At 72.3% G+C, this 19249-nt stretch carries 15 protein-coding genes; 5 read left to right on the forward strand and 10 right to left on the reverse strand.

Translation table 11 applies throughout. The annotated features are described in order from the left end of the window. Positions 1–33: 33 nt before the first annotated feature. Positions 34–897: a DUF1028 domain-containing protein gene (locus AB0B85_RS14465; RefSeq protein ID WP_357407223.1), complete on the forward strand. Its 864-nt coding sequence runs from the start codon at positions 34–36 to the stop codon at positions 895–897. A 24-nt stretch (positions 898–921) separates the two neighbouring features. On the opposite strand, the gene AB0B85_RS14470 is transcribed toward AB0B85_RS14465, so the two are convergent. Both AB0B85_RS14470 and AB0B85_RS14475 read right to left on the reverse strand, forming a co-directional pair. After that, positions 922–1590 (reverse strand): maleylpyruvate isomerase N-terminal domain-containing protein, encoded by a 669-nt coding sequence (locus AB0B85_RS14470; RefSeq protein ID WP_357407225.1) that lies wholly within the window; start codon positions 1588–1590, stop codon positions 922–924. An 8-nt stretch (positions 1591–1598) separates the two neighbouring features. Next, entirely contained in the window at positions 1599–2486 is an 888-nt protein-coding gene (locus AB0B85_RS14475; RefSeq protein WP_357407356.1) for a phosphatase PAP2 family protein, read from the reverse strand. A 173-nt stretch (positions 2487–2659) separates the two neighbouring features. Here AB0B85_RS14475 and AB0B85_RS14480 point away from each other — a divergent pair, with 173 nt between their 5' ends. Further along, positions 2660–3292, forward strand: coding sequence for a DUF3159 domain-containing protein (locus AB0B85_RS14480; protein ID WP_357407357.1), 633 nt, complete (start codon positions 2660–2662; stop codon positions 3290–3292). A 307-nt stretch (positions 3293–3599) separates the two neighbouring features. Here the strand turns inward: AB0B85_RS14480 and AB0B85_RS14485 are convergent, their stop codons facing one another. Next, a complete protein-coding gene (locus AB0B85_RS14485) occupies positions 3600–6506 on the reverse strand; it encodes a glycoside hydrolase family 48 protein (RefSeq protein ID WP_357407227.1) in 2907 nt (968 codons plus the stop codon). Between the two features lie 842 nt (positions 6507–7348). Between AB0B85_RS14485 and AB0B85_RS14490 the strand changes: the two genes are divergently transcribed. Next, complete coding sequence (locus AB0B85_RS14490) at positions 7349–8692, forward strand: GH1 family beta-glucosidase (protein ID WP_357407229.1); 1344 nt, start codon at positions 7349–7351, stop codon at positions 8690–8692. Positions 8693–8772: 80 nt separating this feature from the next. On the opposite strand, the gene AB0B85_RS14495 is transcribed toward AB0B85_RS14490, so the two are convergent. The 3 genes from AB0B85_RS14495 to AB0B85_RS14505 all read right to left on the reverse strand — a co-directional run bounded on the left by AB0B85_RS14495 (position 8773) and on the right by AB0B85_RS14505 (position 13241). Further along, positions 8773–9186 carry a roadblock/LC7 domain-containing protein gene (locus AB0B85_RS14495; protein ID WP_357407359.1) on the reverse strand — a complete coding sequence of 138 codons (414 nt, stop codon included), beginning with the start codon at positions 9184–9186 and terminating at the stop codon, positions 8773–8775. Positions 9187–9191: 5 nt separating this feature from the next. Beyond that, positions 9192–11729 (reverse strand): nitrate- and nitrite sensing domain-containing protein, encoded by a 2538-nt coding sequence (locus AB0B85_RS14500; protein ID WP_357407231.1) that lies wholly within the window; start codon positions 11727–11729, stop codon positions 9192–9194. A 99-nt stretch (positions 11730–11828) separates the two neighbouring features. Further along, positions 11829–13241 (reverse strand): FGGY family carbohydrate kinase, encoded by a 1413-nt coding sequence (locus AB0B85_RS14505; RefSeq protein WP_357407233.1) that lies wholly within the window; start codon positions 13239–13241, stop codon positions 11829–11831. A gap of 207 nt (positions 13242–13448) precedes the next feature. Here AB0B85_RS14505 and AB0B85_RS14510 point away from each other — a divergent pair, with 207 nt between their 5' ends. Further along, on the forward strand, positions 13449–15368 hold the full coding sequence (locus tag AB0B85_RS14510) for an anthranilate synthase family protein (RefSeq protein WP_357407235.1): 1920 nt from the start codon (positions 13449–13451) through the stop codon (positions 15366–15368). A 78-nt stretch (positions 15369–15446) separates the two neighbouring features. Here AB0B85_RS14510 and wrbA read toward each other — a convergent pair whose 3' ends face one another. From wrbA to AB0B85_RS14530, 4 genes are all read right to left on the reverse strand, one after another. After that, positions 15447–16064, reverse strand: a complete 618-nt coding sequence (gene wrbA / locus AB0B85_RS14515; RefSeq protein WP_357407237.1) for an NAD(P)H:quinone oxidoreductase — start codon at positions 16062–16064, stop codon at positions 15447–15449. 283 nt (positions 16065–16347) lie between these two features. Then, positions 16348–16716 (reverse strand): DUF3037 domain-containing protein, encoded by a 369-nt coding sequence (locus tag AB0B85_RS14520; RefSeq protein WP_357407239.1) that lies wholly within the window; start codon positions 16714–16716, stop codon positions 16348–16350. Continuing rightward, the gene (locus tag AB0B85_RS14525; protein WP_357407241.1) at positions 16713–17471 is read right to left on the reverse strand and encodes a HipA family kinase; all 759 of its coding nucleotides are present in this window, start codon (positions 17469–17471) and stop codon (positions 16713–16715) included. Before AB0B85_RS14525 ends, AB0B85_RS14520 begins: the two co-directional genes overlap by 4 nt. Positions 17472–17566: 95 nt before the next feature. Next, a complete protein-coding gene (locus AB0B85_RS14530; protein WP_357407243.1) occupies positions 17567–17959 on the reverse strand; it encodes a hypothetical protein in 393 nt (130 codons plus the stop codon). Positions 17960–18138: 179 nt separating this feature from the next. Here AB0B85_RS14530 and AB0B85_RS14535 point away from each other — a divergent pair, with 179 nt between their 5' ends. Beyond that, positions 18139–19248 (forward strand): winged helix DNA-binding domain-containing protein, encoded by a 1110-nt coding sequence (locus AB0B85_RS14535; RefSeq protein WP_357407245.1) that lies wholly within the window; start codon positions 18139–18141, stop codon positions 19246–19248. Position 19249 lies beyond the last annotated feature (1 nt).

A 19249-nucleotide genomic window follows, 5' to 3' on the forward strand; every position in this document is an offset into this window, starting at 1 on the left:
GGTGTCCGGCCCGGTCGGGTCTACTCTCGGCGGGTGACCTTCTCGCTTGTCGCCCGCTCCGCCGACGGTCGTCGGCACGGCGTCGTCGTCGCCAGCAAGTTCCTCGCCGCCGGGGCATTGGTGCCGGCTGCCGCCGCCGAGGTCGGTGCCCTGGCCACCCAGGCGCACGTCAACCTCGCGTACCGTCCGCAGGGCCTCACCCTGCTGCGTACCGGGGTGGCCCCGGCCGACGTGGTGGCCGGGCTGATCGCCGCGGATCCCGAGCGGGACCACCGCCAGCTCGGCGTGGTGGGCGTCAACGGTTCGGGTGCCAGCTGGACCGGGCCGGCCTGCCACCCGTGGGCGGGCGGGCGTGCCGGCGACGGCTGGGCCGCGCAGGGCAACGTGCTCACCGGCCCGGAGGTCGTCGACGCACTTGGCGAGGCCTGGTTGGCCGGGGCCGCGCTGCCGTTCGCCGAACGGCTGGTCGCCGCGTTGCGGGCCGGCGACGAGGCCGGCGGTGACCGGCGGGGCCGGCAGAGCGCCGGGCTGCTTGTGGTCGAGCGCGGCGGTGGGTACGGCGGCACCAGCGACGTGCTCGTCGACCTCCGGGTGGACGACCACCCGGACCCGGTCGCCGAGCTGGGTCGTCTGCTCGCGGTGCACACCATGCTGTTCAGCCGGCCCGACCCGGCCACCCTGCTCGACCTGAGCGGCGCGGTCGCCGACGAGGTGGCGGCGTTGCTCACCGCGCTGGGCCATCCGGTGACCGACGGCGGCACCGAAGCGGCGTTGGTCTCCTGGGCGGGGTTGGAGAACCTGGAGGAGCGGCTGGTGCCGGGCCGGATCGACCCGGTGGTGCTGACCCACCTGCGCGGCGTCGCCCCGCACGTCCCCGCGCCCCGCGCCGCGAGCTGACCTCCACCGACCAGCGGCGCGCGGTCAGCTGCCGAAGGCGAGCCAGCGGAAGCCGGCGGCGTCGATCGCGGACCGTTCCGCGGCGGTGAGCGCCGCCCGTCCGGTGGTCTTGCGGATCACTGTCAGCCGGTCCCAGCGCAACCCGACCGGCGTCGGTCGTCCCCCGCTGAGCAGGTCGGCGATCACCTCGGCCGCCGGCGGGGTGAGCCAGGGCGGCCGGCCCAGCGCGGCGGCCAGGTCCAGGCCGTGCACGCCCACCTCGACGACCCGGGTCCGCAGGAACTCGGTGACGGTCATCGCGTCGCCGTGTCGGGTCCGGACGACGCGATCGGGTGGCGCGGCGTCGACCGCGGCGTCGGTGGCCCGCCAGGCGCGGTCCAACTCGGTCGCCAGAGCCGCCCGGTCCACCTGCGACGCGTCGCGGCGGCCTCCGGCGATCCGGTCGGCGTCGACAGGCGGGGTGAACTTCGCCCTGCCGAAGTAACCGGCGGCGTCGACCTCGGCGCGGGGTGGGGCCGGCGCGGCGAGCATGTCGGCAAGCCGGCCGACTCCGGTCCGCACGTGCGCGATCAACTCTTCGACCGTCCACGGTGGGCAACCGGTGGGCCGGTCCAGGTCGGCGTCGACGAGGTCGGCGAGGATCTCGGTGAGCTGCGCGCACTCCGCGGCGAACGCCGCGCGGACCGCGTCCATCGGCCGGGTCAGCCCTTGACCCTGGGCACCAGCCGGTGCACGACGGTGAGCACCAACGCCATCACCACCGCCATCGTGCCGGCGATCCCGGCGGCGCTGCCCGCGTACCCGACGAACAGGGGCTGACGGCTCAGCTCGTCCGGGCCGGTGTCGCGCAGGTCGACAAGCCAGGTGAGGGAGAACCCGCAGACCACCAGTGCGAGCACCCCGCCGACTCCGAGCACCAACGCGGCGGTCCGGTGCGCGTCGCCGCGGGCGACCTCGGCCTGCTCCCGCTGGGTGATCAACAGGACCAGCCCGGCCACCGCGGCCCAGACACCCACCACCAGGTACGCGGCGATCGCGTCGCTGGGCCGGTGCCAGCCCGCGGAGAGCGTGGCGACTCCGGCGATGGCGGCGTAGGCCGCGGCGAGGTAGGCGCCGACGGCCCGCACCTTGGCCGGCAACACGAGCACCAGTGCGACAGCCACCGCGGCGGCCACAGTGGTGTGCCCGCTGGGCAGGCTGTTGCCCACCGCCGCGCGCTCGGGATCGACACCGTAGTCGGGCCGGATCAGCGCGTACTTCAGGAGTTGGGTCGACACGTTCGCCCCGGCGATCAGGAGGGTCGCGGTGATCGCCAGGGCGATCCGGCCCCGGATCAGCGCGATGAACCCGATCATCGCGGTGGCGACCAACAGCGAGACCACCGACATCGCGTTGAGGATCCGGTCGACGGGACCCTCGATGGTGTCCTGCCCGATCCGGTTGCCGGTGAGGGCGACGGTGTCCACCCACTGGCCGATCTCGGTGTGCACGGCCACCCGCCACACGGCGAGGAAGGCAGCCGCCTGGACAAGGGCCAGTACGACCAACCAGACCGCGGTCCAACCCCGTGCCGTCGCGCGCATCCGCACACCGTAGCGGCCGGTGCCGGCCGGCCGAGCGGTGGCCCGCCGCCCGCCGGAGGTTACGTTGTGCCGGAGGTGAGGAGGCGGCGGTGGGCGGAGCATCGGCGTACGACAGGGACCCGGCCGCACCCGCGCCGGACCAGCGCGGGGACCCGAACGGGCGGGCCCGAACCGAGTCGCTGGCAGACCTATTGGGCGGGCGGGGCGGTGCCGTCGACGCCACCCTGCCACCGCTCGCGTTCGCGGCGGGTTGGTTGCTCGGCGGCGAGTCGCTGTGGGGTGGGATCGGCGCGGCGCTGGCCGTGGGCGCGCTGGTGGCCGGCGTACGGCTGCGTCGGGGTGACCGGCCGCGTTCGGTGCTTGTCGGTCTGCTGGCCGTCTGCGTCGCGGCGCTGATCGCGGTGCGCACCGGCCGGGCCGAGGACTTCTTCCTCATTCAGGTGCTGTCCAACGCCGCGAGTGCGCTCGCCTGGGCGGTCAGCATCGTGGTGCGCTGGCCACTGCTCGGCGTGTTGGTCGGCGGGGTGTTGGGCCAGCGCACCCGGTGGCGGCGCGATCGGGCGCTGCTGCGCGGCTACGGCCGGGCCAGTTGGGTGTGGACCGCTACCTACCTGCTGCGGCTTGCGGTGTTCGTGCCGCTCTACCTGGGTGGGCAGGTGCTCGCGCTTGTGGTGGCCCGGGTGGCGCTGACCTGGCCGCTCGTCGCCGCGGCGCTGGCGCTGAGTTGGGTGGTGTTGCGGCGGTCGTTGCCGGCCGGGCACCCGGGTCTGCGTCATCCGCTGGGCGGAGAGCCGTCGCGACCGCCGGGATGAATCGGGGCGGTGGCGGCCAAGAAAGTGGAGAGGCCGCCACGGGGGGAGCGGCCTCTCCGGTGACGTACGTTACTCCGTTGCGGACCTCTGCGTGATCCCGTGACGGCCCGAATTTCTGGGCTTTTTCGCGGTGGGCTCCAGTCCGGGCGGTGGGGTGGGCCAGCCGATCCGCTGCGTCGGCCAGATGGCCAGCCCACCCCGGCCTGACCGTGGGTGTCAGGCCGTCCGCCGGCCAGGGTCCGACGTTCCGCGGACCCTGGGCCGGATCCCGGGGTGGGCGGTCCACGCCACCCACCCCGGGTCGTCGTCAGCCGTTCGGGAACAGGCTGCCGTAGTCGGCGTACGCCATCGCGACGTCCGCCTGTGCCCAGAACCGGTGGTAGTTGAACTCGGGCTCCGCACCACCGTTGAGGTACGCCTGGACCTTGGGCCAGTCCGGGTCGTTCTTGTAGAAGGAACGGATGTCGAGGAAGCTCTTGCCGGCGGCGATGGCGTCGCCGTTCGGCATCTTCCCGGTCCAGCCCGACGGCACGTAGAGGCCCTGGCCGGTGGACGCGTTGTAGACGTCGTCGAAGCGCCGGTAGTCGCCACGCTTCTCGGTGGTGGAGACACCCTTGGCGTCGCTGGCGGCCGACAGCGCGTCGAGCAGACCCTTGGCGGTGGTCTTGGCCGCCGCGTTGCCCGACTTGGCCGCGTAGGCGATAAGGGTCCGGGCGTAGGCGGCGGCGACGCCGACGTCCTGGCCCTTGCTGATCACCTCGACGTGCAGGTTGGTGTTGGGTTGCGGGCTGGACGGGTTCCAGGTGGTCGGCTGACCGGTCCACGCCATGTCCGACGGGATCGACCAGTTGGTGCCGACAGTGGTGTTGGCGATGGCCCACGGCACCCACTTGTCCAGCAGCGCCTTGGCCTTCGCGTTACCGGTCTGCAGGTACAGCTCGGCGATCCGCTGCATCGACCAGGCCTGCATGCCGAACCACTGGTTCGACGGCGGGTCGTTGTAGACCGGGTCGACGTCGTAGAACATGCCGTAGAAGGTGCTGGTGCCCGACGGCGGCTGGGCGTAACTGCCGTCCCAGCTGTTGGTGGCGCCACCGGCGATGCCACCCTCGGACGACTGGAGCCAGGTGTAGAACTCCAGCTGCCGTTCGAAGCTCTTGGTCCAGTCGGAGACCGCTGTCGCCGACTGCGGCTTGAGCTCCGGGGTGTTGGTGAGCGCCCAGGCCGCGAACGGGTTCTGGTAGCCGAAGTGGTTGTGGCTGGAGCCGATCCGCCAGGACCAGTTCTGGCTGGTGTCGTACGCGCCACCCCAGGCGTAGTACCAGGACAGCAGGTAGTGCGCGGAGTCCCGGCCGCTGCCGGCGGGGCAGGTGCTGGCCCCGACGCAGTTGCCGATCTTCTTGAAGTACTTGTCGAACATCGCGTACCGCAGGTAGTCGCCCATCTTGGCGGCCTTGGTGATGGTGGCCGCGACGTCGGCCTGCTTGTTCTGCGCCTTGGCCCAGGTCAGCGCCCAGTACGCGGCCTGCACGGCGCGGGCGTCGGCGTCCGGGGCGTTCGTGTACTTCCACTGCTTGGCGGGGGCGCCGGTGTCCTTGACGAACAGGTCGAGGTAGCCGTACTGACCGCCGTGCTTGAAGGTGTCGCAGGAGGGCTGCGGGATGGTCTCCCACACCGACTCCTGGGTGCCCCGCTGGAAGGTGTTGATGTACGCCGGCTTGGTGGTGCCGTCACCGCAGTGACCGAAGCCGTAGGTGTTGTCGACGTCCATCAGCCAGTGCATGCCGTAGATGTCGCCGGTGCCGTAGGTGGACTGCAGCTCCGAGCGGAGCGGGTCCTGCCCGACCGAGATGTTCGGGTTCAACGCCGAGGGGTACTGGCTGGGCAGGTTGTACTCCGCGGCGTACTGCGGGGTGCCGGCGGAGGCCGCGGTGGGCTGGTCGGCGTGCGACGGGATGATGTACTTCTCCATCACCGTCCAGGCGTTGTTGAACGGCGCCCAGTTCTGGGTGACCCGCCCGTAGTTGGCCTCCAGCCAGAGCCAGAAGCTGAACGCCTCCGAGGTGGTCTCGTGCCCGTGGTCGGGCGCCTCGACGATGAGCGTCTCCACCGAGTGGTACGGCACGCCCTCGGGGCTGAAGTAGCCCGAGTTCTTGATCTTGCCGTACTGCTCCAGGAACTTCGCGATGTAGGTGTTGTCGCCGCCGGGGGTGTCGTTGTCGATCTCGGTGGCGGTGACCGCCAGCGAGGCGAGGCCGGTGGCGGCGGCGGTGATGGTGGCGGCGCCACCGACGGTGTCGGTGTCCTCAGCCGCGGCGACAGTGACGGTGACCCCGGTGCTCCAGTTGCTCGGGGTCAGCGTGGTGCTGGTCGGCGAGACCGTGATGTCCGGGTCGCCGCTGGGGGTGAGGGTGACCGGCACGCTTGCCGTCGGCGCGGCGCTGAGCTTGAGGTTGAACGTGGAGCTGCCACCCTCGCTGACGCTCACCGCGGACGGCGTGGCGACAAGTGTCGGGCCGCTGGCGGCGCCGACGGTGAACGCCTTCTCGGCGACCCCGATGCCGTTGGCGTTGTCGTACGCCTTGGCCTGGACGGTGTAGTTGCCGGCCGGCAGGTCCTCCTGGGTGTACGCGTACGGGGCGGAGGTGTCGGTGTTGATCAGCAGGCCGTTGCGGTAGAACTCGACCTTGCTGATCGTCCCGTCCGGGTCACTGGCGGTGGCGGTCAGCGGTACGTCTGCCGGCGCGGTGAACGGCCCACTCGGCAGGTCGAGGGAGACCGTCGGCGGCTGGTTGGCCGGGGTGCCGTTGCAGGGGGTGCCGTTGAGCGTGAACGAGGTGGGCTTCGGGTTGCTGCCCGTGTGGGAGCCGTTGAAGCCGATGGTGGTGGAGGCGCCGGTGCCGAGGTTGCCGTTGTACGACTCGTTTGTCGCGGTGACCTCACTGCCGGACTGGCTGAACCGGGCCGACCAGCCCTGGGTGACCCGCTGGCCACTGTTCGGGAAGGTCCACTTGAGTGTCCAGTTGCTCACCGCGTCGCCCAGGTTCTTGATCGTCACGTTGGCGGTGAAGCCGGTGTTCCAGTCGTTGGTCGCGTAGACCACGTCGCAGGCGGGCGCGGCCTGTGCGGCGCCGGCGGGCAGGGTCACCCCGCCAGCGGCGAGCGCGGCGGCAGCGATGATCGCCACTCGACGGCGTCTTGCCAGTTGTCTCATGTGCGCGGTGTCTCCTCGGACCAGGCCGGGACGGTCCCCGGCGAAGGCGCCTGCCCGCGAGGGTGGTGGTCCGCGGGAGATTCGAGGCGCCGGGAAGGTGGTCTCCCCCGGGCCCGGCCGGGGTAGGGCGGTGCGGCCCGCACGGGAGGGGGTCCCGCCGGCTGCGTTCGGGTGACCGTGACCGGAATCGTGCTGCCGGCTGCCCTCGGTGAACCCGCGCTCACGCGATGTGGCTCCTGTCGCGTTGAATCGACAGTCTGCCATGGAAGCGCTCCCACAACAAGCGCAGACGCCGCTCGTTCAGCTCGTTGTTTCGATCTCGTTTTGGGTCTTTCACAAAGCCGTGACGGGCGTTACAGTCGCAACATCGGTCGATGGGAGCGCTTCCATCGACAAGGTTCCAACAAGAAGATCGCTGGGGTCGTTCCTGACGGGCCCGGCGAGCCAACCCGAGGGCCGACGACGGGCCAGCCCGGACGCCGTCGTCAGCCATCGTCCCGCCTTACGGAGGGAGGTGGAACCAGAGCCACTCGCGTGGCCCGGCTCCCGCGCGACACGCACGGCAGGACCCAAATTCCGCCCGTGTGTGTGCAGTTACGGTGGGGACGGGGGTTGCCCTCCCCCGTCCCCACACTAAACCCCCGTACACGATGGGAAAAGAGGCCGACGGGACAGGCGCACCGCGCCGCCCGGCGGCCTCGTTCGCTGTCTGGGGCCCTCACCCGCCTCGACCCGCCATCGCCGGCCGCCGTGTCGGTCGAAGGACCGGGTCGGCCGCCCCTGGCCTATTCTGGGAGCGCTCCCGAATCTCGGCGGTGGCCCCGTATCCATGAGGAGAATCCATGTCGATACCTACCGGGCCTACCGGCCCACTGCGCTTCCCCGACAACTTCGGTTGGGGCGCGGCCACCTCGGCCTACCAGATCGAGGGCGCCGCGAAGGAGGACGGGCGCGGTGAGTCCGTCTGGGACACCTTCAGCCGCGTGCCGGGCAGCACCCGCAACGGCGACACCGGCGACGTGGCCGCCGACCACTACCACCGCTACGCCGAGGACCTCGACCTCATGCGCGACCTCGGGCTGCGCAGCTACCGCTTCTCCATCTCCTGGCCACGCATCCAGCCCGACGGCAGCGGCCTGCCCAACCAGCGCGGGCTCGACTTCTACCGCCGACTCATCGACGGCCTGCACGAGCGCGGCATCGCCCCGATGGCCACCCTGTTCCACTGGGACCTCCCGCAGGCGCTGCAGGACGACGGCGGCTGGGAGTCGCGCGACACCGCCCACCGCTTCGCCGACTACGCCGACGTGGTCTTCCGCGCCCTCGGCGACCGGGTGCCGGCGTGGCTCACCATCAACGAGCCGAAGACCGTGGTGCAGAACGGCTACCTCACCGGCCACCACGCCCCGGGCCGGCAGGACCCGGACGCCGCCTACCTGGTCGCCCACCACCTGCAGCTCGCGCACGGGCTCGCCGTCGCGACGCTGCGGGCCAGCGGCAGCGACAGCCGGATCGGCCCCGCGCTCAACCTGCACCCCTGCTACCCCGCCGACGACTCCGCGCAGGCCGCCGCCGCCGCCCACCTCTACGACGGCTACGAGAACCGCCTCTACCTCGACTCCCTGCTCAGGGGCAGCTACCCGGAGGACCTGCTGGCCGACCTGGGGCCGCAGAGCCGGATGGTCCAGGGCATCCGCGACGGCGACCTGAAGATCATCTCAGCGCCGGTCGACCTGCTGGCCGTGCAGTACTACACCCCGATCTACGTCACCGGCGACGGCGGCACCGTCCGCCGCTGGTCGACCTCGGTGGCCGAGTGGCAGCAGATCTACCCCGAGGGGATGTACGACCTGCTGACCCGGGTCACCCGCGACTACGGCCCGATCCCGCTCACCATCACCGAGAACGGCCTGCCCACCCCGGACACGCTGGCGGCGGACGACACAGTCCACGACGCAGGCCGGATCAGCTTCCTGCGCGACCACCTCACCGCCGTGCACCGGGCCATCGCCGCCGGGGTGCCCCTGGAGAGCTTCCACGTCTGGTCGCTGCTTGACAACTTCGAGTGGGACGCGGGATACGACCAGCGCTGGGGGCTCGTCTACGTGGACTACCCGACCCAGCGGCGGGTGCTCAAGAGCAGCGCCACCTGGTACCGCTCCGTCATCACCGACGGCGGCTTCTGAACGGGCCGCCACCCGGAATGCCGGGCCCGGACGGCTCGGCTCGGGTGAGCTGCGGACCGTCCGGGTCCCGGTCAGGCGGGTCAGCGGGGCAGCGCCTGCTGCAACTCCGCGCGCAGCGCCGGGGTGAGCATCTCCCCCGCCTGCTTGGCCAGCCGGGCCATCTCGTAGCCGACCACGCCGATGTCCGCGTCCCCCGCGGCGAGCGTGGCCAGGATCGAACCGTCGCGGATCTGCATCACCAGGAAGTAGCCGCGGCCCATCTCGACAACGGTCTGCTTGACGACATCCCCGTCGAACATCTGCGCCGCGCCAGCCGTGATGCTCATCAGCCCGGAGGTCACCGCCGCGAGCTTGTCCGCGTTGTCACGGGGCAGGTGATCGGAGATCGCCACCAGCAGCCCGTCCGAGGAGACCACCACCGCGTGTGCCACGCCCGGCACCCGGTCCGCGAACGCGCTCACCAGCCAGCTCAGGTCACGCGCCTCCTGGCTCAACGTCGTCACTGTCGTCGTCCCCTTTCGTCGTACCCCCCGGACGGTGGCACGGGTATCTCGGTGGTGTCCTCGGCCTCGGCCCGCCGCACCCCGCTGTAGAGCCGGGTGAGCATGCCGCCGACCGCTTCCGGGTCCGGGTCGACGCGGTTCGGCGGTGAGGTCGGTTGTGCCGTGCGGGTGACCGCACTCAACTGCGCCATCGGCACCCGCACCGGCAGACCCCGCTCGGTCGTGCCGCCGGTCACCGGCACGGTCGGGGGCATCGCCGGTGCGGGCGCCGCCGGCCCGGACGGACCCTGACGCGACCACCAGCCCCCACCGTTGCCGCGGGCGGCGGCCGGGGTGAGCACATCCTCGGCGCGCATCGGCGTCGGCCGGCCCTGACGCGGCACCGTCACCTCCGGCCGTCGGCCCGCCACCGGCAGGTCCCTGGCGCCGAAGCCCGGCCCCGGGGCACCTGCCTCCCGGGCGTCCCCGAGTTGTGCGGCCATTGCCCGCACGGCGCTCGTCGCCAGCATCCGGGCCGGCGCGGGTGGGTCCAGCTCCACAGCGCCCGCCGGAGCCAGCAGCATCGCCGGCAACGCGAGCCGGGCGACCAGGCCGCCGTGGCCGCCGTCGAGGCGCACGGCGACGCCCAGCCGGGCGGCCAGGTGGCTGACCACGAACAGGCCCATCCGTTCCACCGCGGCGACATCCGCGGCCGGGGGGCTGGCCAGCACCGCGTTCGCCTCGGCCAGCGCGGCCGGGCTCATGCCGAGACCACTGTCGACGATCTCGATGAGCGCGGTCGCGGCGTCGACCCGGGCGGTCACCACCACCATTGTCTCCGGGCGGGAGAAGGCAGTGGCGTTCTCCAGCAGCTCGGCCAACAGGTGTACCAGTTCGCCGACGGCGTGGCCCACCACGTACACGTCGGCCACCGACTCGATGCGAATGCGCTGGTACTGCTCGATCTCCGCGGCGGCGGCGAGCAGCATCGAACCGATGCCGACCGGCCGGTTCCACCGCCGGGTCGAATCGGTGCCGGCGAGCACCAGCAGACTCTCGTCGTTACGACGCATGCGAGCGGCCAGGTGATCCAGCTTGAACAGGTTCTCCAACTGGTCCGGGTCGCTCTCCTCACGCTCCAGGTCGTCAAGCAGCTCCAGTTGGCGCTCCACGAGCACCTGGCTGCGCCGGGCCAGGTTGACGAACATCGCGTTGACGTTGCGCCGCATGAGCGCCTGCTCGACGGCGACGGTGACCGCGCTGCGGTGCACCGCCACGAACGCCTCGGCCAGCTCACCGATCTCGTCGAGCGAGCGGACCACCGCCGGGGGGACGTCGATGCTGGGCACCCCACCGGTGACGGACTTCAGGCGGTCCAGTGCGTCCGGCAGCTCGACCTGCGCGATCCGCAGCGCCTGACTACGCAGCAAACGCATCGAACGGGCCACCGACCGCCCGACGAGCAACGAGATCAGCAGCGCGACGAGCAGCACCGCGACGACTCCGCCGACGACCAGCAGCGTGGTCCGTAGCTGACCGTTGCTGGCGTCTTCGGCCTGCCGCACGGCGTCGTCAAGCACCCCCGCCTCAAGCTGGCGCAGCAGGTCCTGGCGCTGCTGGCTGGCCGCCCACCACTGCTCCGACGGCAGCACCTCCGGCGCCGCGTCGCCACTCGGCAGGCTGCGTTCCTCAAGCCGCGTGGCGACCAGGAACGCCGGGATCACCGTCGTCTCGTCGTAGCGGCGGATCTGGTCGTTTGTCGCGGCCACCCGGAACGCACCGAGCGCGGTCAGCTGTTGGGTACGCAGATCCGCGAGGAGCACCCGGTCCTCGGTGCCGTATCCGCCGGCCCGGCCGGCGGCGTAGAGCTGGGCCCGGATCCGGGAGGACAGCTCCTTGACCCGGGCCAACTGCACGTAGCGCAGGACCGCGTCGTTCAACGCGGGCTGACCCTGACCAGGGGTGGGCTCGGCGAGCAGGTCGAGCATCGCGCCGACCGCCCGGAAGTAGTTGCTCAGGATCGTGTCGCTGCTGAGCACCGCCGGGGGGATCGCCGGCCGGATGTCGACGACCTGGTCGTACGCCTCCAACGCCTCCGAGTAGGCGAATCGCCAGGACGCGTCAGCGTCCGCGAGCGGGTCGGCGGCCCGACGCAGAGCCTCGACGGCCCGGTCGGTCGCCGCCTGCAACGGCCGCAGGTTGTTCACCGCGGTCTCCCGGTCGCCGCCCCTGCGCAGCTCACCCAGCTCCCCCGCCGAGCGGTCCCGCTCCTGCTGGAGCTGGTGCACCACAGTGGTGATCTGCCGGCCGATGCCGACCTGGCGGGAGAAGTCGTTCAACGCTGTCGTCCGCCCCACCAGAGCGCTGGTCTGCACGCCGGCGAGCACCAGGAACGCCAGCGACGGCACCATCAGCACTGTCGCGAGCTTGGTGTTGATCCGCCAGTCCCGCATCCGCAACGGTGACCGGCGTCGATGCGGCACAACTCGGACGTCGAAGCGACGTCGGCGGTGGTTCGACACCGCGCCGTTCGACGGGTCGGAACCCACCGCCACCCTGCCTCCTCGGTCGTGCCGCGTCCACCGCGGCCCGGGGAGCGCGGTCCATCCAACCAGGCTCGGGAGCGCTGTCAACGGCCCGGGCGACGCGAAGGTTCAGGAAGGATACTGCGGGTGGGAACGTCCTGCCGTGGTCGGCATGACCAGCTCATCCGTCCGGCCGATGTCGGCGAGCTCGATCGCGTGTCCGAAGCGACCCAACGCCACGAGGGCCGCACCGGTGGCCCCGATCTCCGGGTTGCGCTGGTGCGACACCGGTCGCGGTGCCAGCGCGGCGGCGAAGGCCTGCCGCCACCACACCGAGGCGGCCACCGCACCCCCGCCAAGCACCACACCGACAGGTTTGTCGATTGTGGACTCCAGCACCGTGAGGTCCTCGGCGACCAGCTCGCACAGCCCCTGCATCAGCCCGGCCAGGATGTCGACGGCGGTGGTGCTGAAGCTGAGGTTACGCAGCTGCCCGCTGCCCGCCGGGGCCAGACCGGGCGGCCGGTCGCCACCGAAGCGGGGGTCGGCCGGTCGCCCACCGCCCACCGGCACCAGCGCCAACGCCGCGTCCAGCTCAGCCCCCTGGGGCAACCGCAGCTCCCGGTTCGCCCAGGCGAACAGGTTGCCGCCGCAGGCGTACGCCGCGCCGGTGACCACGTGGTCGTGGTCGACCCGGTAGCGCCAGAGTCGCTCGGGAAGCCGGGGCATCGGTTCGCCGGCCGGGATCCGCTGCATCAACCGCACGGCCGCCGAGGTGCCCACGGTGACCGCGGCGCGGCTCGGATCGACGCAACCCGAGCCGACGTTCGACGCCCCACCGTCGCCCACCGGTGGTGACCACCGGGCCTGCGCCAGCTGCGGCCACCGGCGGGCCAGCTCCGGCCGGAGCCGACCGTGCCAGTCCAACTCGCCGAGCTCCGGCAGGTCCCCCGGCCGCGCCCCGGCCAGGGTCAGCGCCTCCTCGTCCCAACGCAGGGTGCGCAGGTCCAGCAGACCGGTCCCGGAGGCCTGGGACACCGACATGGGCGCAGCGTCGAGCAGTTCGCCGAGCACGTACTCGGGCAGGCCGACGAACCGGGCGATCGAGCTGCCGGACTGGGCACGCAGCCAGGGCACCCGCATCGACCAGTACGAGCGGTGCCACCAGCAGCCGGTGCGCTGGTGGAAGCCGTCCGGGTCGCCCGGTCCGGCCGTACCGCCGACCGGGGCGGGCCGGGTGTCCAGCCAGGTGAGCACCGGGCCGAGCGGGGTGCCGTGGTCGTCGAGTGGGAGCACCGAGTGCCACTGGGCGGAGATCGCCACCAGGTCGACGTCGTGCAGGTGACCCGCGTCGGCCAACTCGTCGAGGCACTCGATCAGGCAGGCGAGGTACCCGGGGCCGGACAGCGTGCCGGTGCCGTCGTCGCCGATGGCGAGGTCGACCTTGCGACGGGCCAGCGCGTCGGGCAGCGGGCGGCTGTCGGAGTCCAGGACGAGCCCGCGTACCGAGGAGGTACCCAGATCGAGCGCGAGAATGTTCATCGCCGGTCAAGTTACCCGGTGCCAGGCGGGCGCCGGGCGCGTAGGGTGGATCACATGCTCGCGCATCTGACCTGCTGGTGGCCCGCCAACCCGGCGGCCACCCTCCGCGCGTAGCTTCATCCACGCGGCCGCCATCGAGGCGGCCGCCGGTTCTCCCGGCCCGGATGGCCGCCCCGACCGGCGGCGCCCGGCCCCATGGAGACATCGATGACCCACCTGACCGACCTGCTCGCCGCCGTGACCAGTGGCGCCGACCCGGGCCCCTTCGCGTTGCTGCGCCGCGACGGCGCGGACGAGTTGGAGTTGTTCACCGGCCCGGTCGACACCGTCGAGCGCCTGGCCGACATTCCACTGCCGGCCGGCCCGCCCGGAGCCCGGACGCTGGCCCTGGTCCCGTACCGGCAGATCACCGAACGCGGCTTCGCCTGCGTCGACGACGGCGCTGCGCTGGAGTGCCTCCAGGTCCGCGAGCACCGGCGGATCGCGCTTGCCGACGCCCTGGCCACGCTGCCCGACGAGCCGGTCCGCACCACCGACGTCGCCTTCGACGTCACCGACGAGGAGTACGCCGGGACCGTGCAGCGGGTCCTCGCCGAGGAGATCGGCCGCGGCGAGGGCGCGAACTTCGTCATCCACCGCACCCTGCACGCCACAGTGCAGGGCCGACCGCTCGTCGCCGCGCTGGCCGCGCTCCGCCGGCTGCTGGTCGCCGAACGCGGCGCGTACTGGACGTTCGTCGTGCACACCGGCACCAGGACGCTCGTCGGTGCCAGCCCGGAGCGGCATGTGAGCGTCGACGACGGGCTCGTCATGATGAACCCGATCAGCGGCACCTTCCGGTCCGGCGGCGGCACCGCGGACCGGGAGGCACTGCTGCGCTTTCTCGCCGACCCGAAGGAGGTCGAGGAGCTGTACATGGTGCTCGACGAGGAGCTGAAGATGATGGCCACCGTCGCCGAGGACGGCGGCCAGGTGATCGGGCCGTACCTGAAGGAGATGTCGCACCTGGTGCACACCGAGTACCTGCTGGCCGGGCGGGGCACCCGCGACGTTCGGGAGGTGCTGCGCGAGACGATGTTCGCCCCGACCGTGACCGGCAGCCCGATGGAGAACGCCTGCCGGGTGATCGCCCGACACGAGGGTCGCGGTCGGAGTTACTACGCCGGTGTGCTGGCCCTGCTCGGCCACGACGAGGCCGGCCGGCAGACGCTCGACGCGCCGATCCTGATCCGTACCGCCGAGATCTCCCCCACCGGCCACCTGCGGGTGCCGGTGGGCGCCACCCTGGTCCGGCATTCGACGGCGGCCGGCGAGGTGGCCGAGACGCACGCCAAGGCCGCCGGGGTGCTGGCCGCGCTCGGCCTCGGGCCGGCGGCGTCCGCCAGCGCCGGCCCGGTCGCGCGGCTTGCCGACGACCCGGCGGTACGCGACGCGCTGGCCGCCCGCAATGCGCCGCTGGCCCGGTTCTGGTTGGACCAGCGGGCGCCGGACGCGTCCCGGCTGCCCGCTCTGGTCGGCCGCCACGTGTTGATCGTGGACGCCGAGGACACCTTCACCGCGATGCTGGCCCACCAACTGGGCGCGCTCGGCCTCACGGTGAGCCTTCGGCAGTGGCACGCGGGTGGCCCGGTCGACGACTACGACCTGGTGGTGGTCGGTCCCGGGCCGGGCGACCCGGGCAGCTCGACCGAGCCGAAGATGGTGGTGCTGCGGGAGTTGCTGACCGAGCTGCTGACGACCGGGCGACCCACCCTCGCGGTCTGCCTCGGCCATCAGGTGCTGGCCGGGCTGCTGGGGCTGTCCCTGCACCGCCGGGAGGCCCCCTACCAGGGCATGCAGCGGGAGGTGTCGCTGTTCGGTCGGGTCCGGCGGGTCGGGTTCTACTCCACCTTCACCGCGCGGGCCGAGGCGGACCGGCTGGCCAGCGCGTACGGGTCGGTGGAGCTGGCCCGGGACGCGGGCGACGGCGCCGTGCACGCCCTGCGGGGGCACGGCTTCGCCGGGGTGCAGTTCCACCCGGAGTCGGTGCTCAGCCCGGACGGGCTGGCGGTGCTCACCGAACTGCTGACCGATCTGCTGCCGGCACCGCGTGCCGACGAGCTGTCCGCCACTGGTGGACGGGCTTAGCCGTCCCCCGCACCGGGTAGGGCTGGCGGCGACCGGTGGCGTGGACGGGCTGAGAGCCCCCGCCCACGCCACCGGTCGTCAGCCGGCCAGGCCCGCCTTCAACGCGGTTCCCAACAACACCGCGCGTCGGGCGGTGAGCGCGCAGGCCCCGAGTGCCACAGCGTCCGGGGCGATCTCCCCGTTGTTGCTTGTGTGCGAGGCGCCGTACGGGTTGCCGGCGATGAACTGGCTGGTGTCGGTGTAACCGGGGGCGACCACCACCCCGCCCCAGTGGTAGAAGACGTTGAAGAGCGAGGTCAGCGTGGTCTCCTGGCCGCCGTGCGAGGTCGCCGTCGAGGTGAAGGCGGCGTACACCTTGTTGGCGAGCGCCCCCTGGGCCCACAGCGGACCGGTGGTGTCGATGAACTGCTTCAGTTGGGCCGCCACCATGCCGTACCGGGTCGGGGCACCCATGATCACCACGTCGGCCCAGGCCAGGTCGTCGACCATCGCCTCGGGCACATCCTGGGTCTCCAGATGGTGCGCCTGCCAGCCGGAGTTGGAGCGGATCGCCTCGTCTGGCGCCAGCTCGCGGACCTTACGCAGGCGGACGTCGGCGCCGGCCTCTCCGGCGGCCTCACAGACGGCCTGCGCCATCTGGTACGTGATGCTCGTGGCGCTGTAGTAGATCACCGCTACCTTGGTCTGGGCAGCCATCAGATGTCCCCTTCTCGTCTCGGGTCAGCTCTCGCGACTACCCGGTGGCCACGACCTCTAACGGCGGGGCGGACGGACCCCTGTTCCGGTGCGCCGGCTCAAGTTTTCCGCAACTTCCCGACTGTTTCGGTCCCCCGGCCCGTACGGACGGCGATCCTGATGCCACCGGTGCCGGCGGGAACCGACCGCCGCCCCGCACCGCGCACCTGAACGGGGGATCGCGCTCCGCCAGCAACGACGCTGGCGTAGCGCGATCAGGGGACCCACCCCGGGCTGCCGCCGCTCAGCGGACCAGGGCCGCCATCAGCCGTTCCAACTCGGCCGCCGGATCGGCGGTGAGCCCGGTGTGCACCGGCCCGGTCTGGATCATCGTGCTGCGTGGCGCGGCCAGCCAGTGGAACCGCTCGCCCAACCGCATCCGGGTCGCCGGCCCGTCGCCGGAGCAGGTCCGGTCCCAGGACGAGAGCACGGCGGCCACCGCCGGCAGGTCGACGTCGGGCGCCAGCGCGCGGACCCGGTCGGCGTCCAGGTGGGTACGCGCCGCCAGGAAGTCACGCTGCTGGCAGTAGAGCAGCACCCCGACGTTCATCTGCTCGCCGCGCTCGATGCGGGGCACCAGCCGGATCAGCGCGTACTCGAAGGGGTGCCTCATGCGGCGCTCCCCTGCGGCAGCCAGTCGGTGGTGCGGGCGACCCGGCGGGACAGGTGCTCCAGGTACGCGGCGCGGGCGCTGTCGGCCGTCGCGAAGTCGGCGGCGGTCAGCCACTCCGCCGGCACCAGCGCCAACACCTCGGTGAGCAACTCCGGGGTGATCCGGGGAGCCAACTCGGCGTCGGCGTCGGCCAGCCGGGAGGCGTACGGTGCGAGCACGTGGTCGTCGGCTCGGTAGGCGCGGTGCACTGCCGCCCCGGCGCGCGGCCAGTTGTGGTGGAAGTAGAGCGCGGCACCGTGGTCGATCAGCCACAACTCCCGGTGCCAGACCAGCAGGTTGGGGTTGCGCCAACTCCGGTCGACGTTCTCCACGTACGCGTCGAACCAGAGCACCCGGGAGGCGAGCGTCGGGTCGACGGAATGCGCCAGCGGGTCGAAGCCCAGCGCCCCGGGCAGGAAGTCCATCCCCAGGTTGGCCCCGCCGCTGTTGCGCAGCAACTCCTGGACCTCCTGGTCCGGCTCGGCCCGCCCGATGACCGGGTCGATGTCGAGCACGACCAGTGCGGGCACCCGCAGCTCCAGACGGCGGGCCAGCTCGCCGCAGATCACCTCGGCGATCAGCGCCTTGGGCCCCTGGCCGGCACCCCGGAACTTCGCCACGTACGTGCCCAGGTCGTCGGCCTCGACGACGCCCGGCAACGAACCACCCTCGCGCAGCGGGGTGACGTAGCGGATCGCGGTTACCTGGCGGAGCACGTGGCCCACCCTACTGTGATCTCCGAGGCCGGGGTCGGCGTGGTCGCCGCGGACCGGGCCGGGGGCCAGCGGCATGCCCTGGCCCCCGCACACCCTCAGTCGAGCTTGTCGCGCAGCTTGTCGACCTGGGTCTGGAGCCGGTTCACCGCGTTCTCGTTGTTGACGAACGTGGTGATGCCGGCGGCCAGTCCGAGGCCGATCAGCACGGCCAGGATGCTCAGCACCAGGCCGCCGATCGACACGCCACGACCGGTGACCCCGGGTCGACGCGCCATCTTGAGGCCGACGATGCCGAGGATGATCCCGATGATGCCGAGCACCAGCCCCAACCAGGCGAGGATCGCCGTCAGCACGCTGAAGAAGCCGGCCACCCCGAACACCAGGGCGAAGGTGGCAGCCGCGCTGGTCTTCGCACGGGCGTCCCCCCGGTGGCCCCGGGACCCGGCGGTTACGCCGGCCCCGCGGGCCGGCTCGCTTGCGGCAGTCATGAGACTCCCTTCCGTGCGCGCGGCGCGCGCACCTCCGGGCGACCGCCTTCCCCCTGCGTGGGCGGTTATGCCACCCGTCGGGGCGACACCACCGGTGGCAGCGGGCCGGCACCGCCGGCACGGGGTCGATGTCGGCCGGTTGCCCTACCCTGGCGCGACGACCCCGGGAAAGGAGCTCGATGAGCAGGGACCTCACGGCGTCCGAAGCGCTCGGTCTGCGGATGGCGAGCCTGCTGCTGCGCCCGCACCCGGGCGGCCAACCCGGCAGTGTCGCCGACGTCGTGCAGTGGTTCGGCGCGATGCAGGCGCAGGACCTGGCGAGCGGTCTGTGGTCGCTTGGCGCCCGGCTGCCCGGGCAGACCGTCGTTCAGGTGCAGGCGGCGTTGGAGCGGCGCGAGGCACTGCGCACCTGGCCGATGCGGGGCACCGTGCATCTCGTTCCGCCCGCCGACGCCCGTTGGATGCTGGCGTTGACCGGCGTACGCTCGCTTCCCGCCTCGGCGACCCGGCGGGCACAGCTCGGCCTCAGCGAGGCCGACGAGGCCCGCGCGATAGACGTGCTCGGCGAGGCGCTGGCCGGCGGCGGCCGGCTCACCCGCGCGCAGTGCCTCGCCACCCTGCGTGCGGCCGGCATCGGCACCGACGGGCAACGCGGGTACCACCTGCTGTGGTCCGCGAGCGTGCGCGGGGTGACCTGCCTGGCCCCGAACGTCGGGACCGAACAGACCTTCGCGTTGCTCGACGAGTGGGCGCCCGAGTCACGCCAGCTGGACCGGGACGAGGCCCTGGCGCTGCTCGCCCTCCGCTACGTCCGTGGGCACGGGCCGGTCACCGCCCGTGAGTTCGCCGGCTGGAGCGGCCTCACGCTCACCGACGCGCGACGCGGTCTGGCCGCCGCCGAGAACGCGCTCAGCACCGTCCGGGTCGACGGCGAGCCGATGTACGTCGACGCGGCGCTGGCCGAGATGCCTGGTGTTCCGGATGACGACCTGCTCGTGCTGCCCGGCTTCGACGAGTACCTGCTCGGCTACCGGGATCGCCGGCTGATGCTCGACCCCAGCCACCAACCGGCCGTCGTACCGGGCAACAACGGCATCTTCCAGGCAACGGTGGTTCGCGCCGGTCGGGTCGTCGGAGTGTGGAAGCGCAAGGTCGGCCGCGCCGCGGTCACCGTGACCATCCAACCGCTCGCGCCACTCGACGCCGTGGCCCGGGCCCGGGTGGAGCAGGCGCTGGGACGGTACGCGGACTTCCTCGGGCTCCCGCCCCGATTCACCTGGCTGGGGTGAC

It is taken from the genome of Micromonospora sp. NPDC049044 (assembly GCF_040649215.1).
GTDB lineage: Bacteria > Actinomycetota > Actinomycetes > Mycobacteriales > Micromonosporaceae > Micromonospora.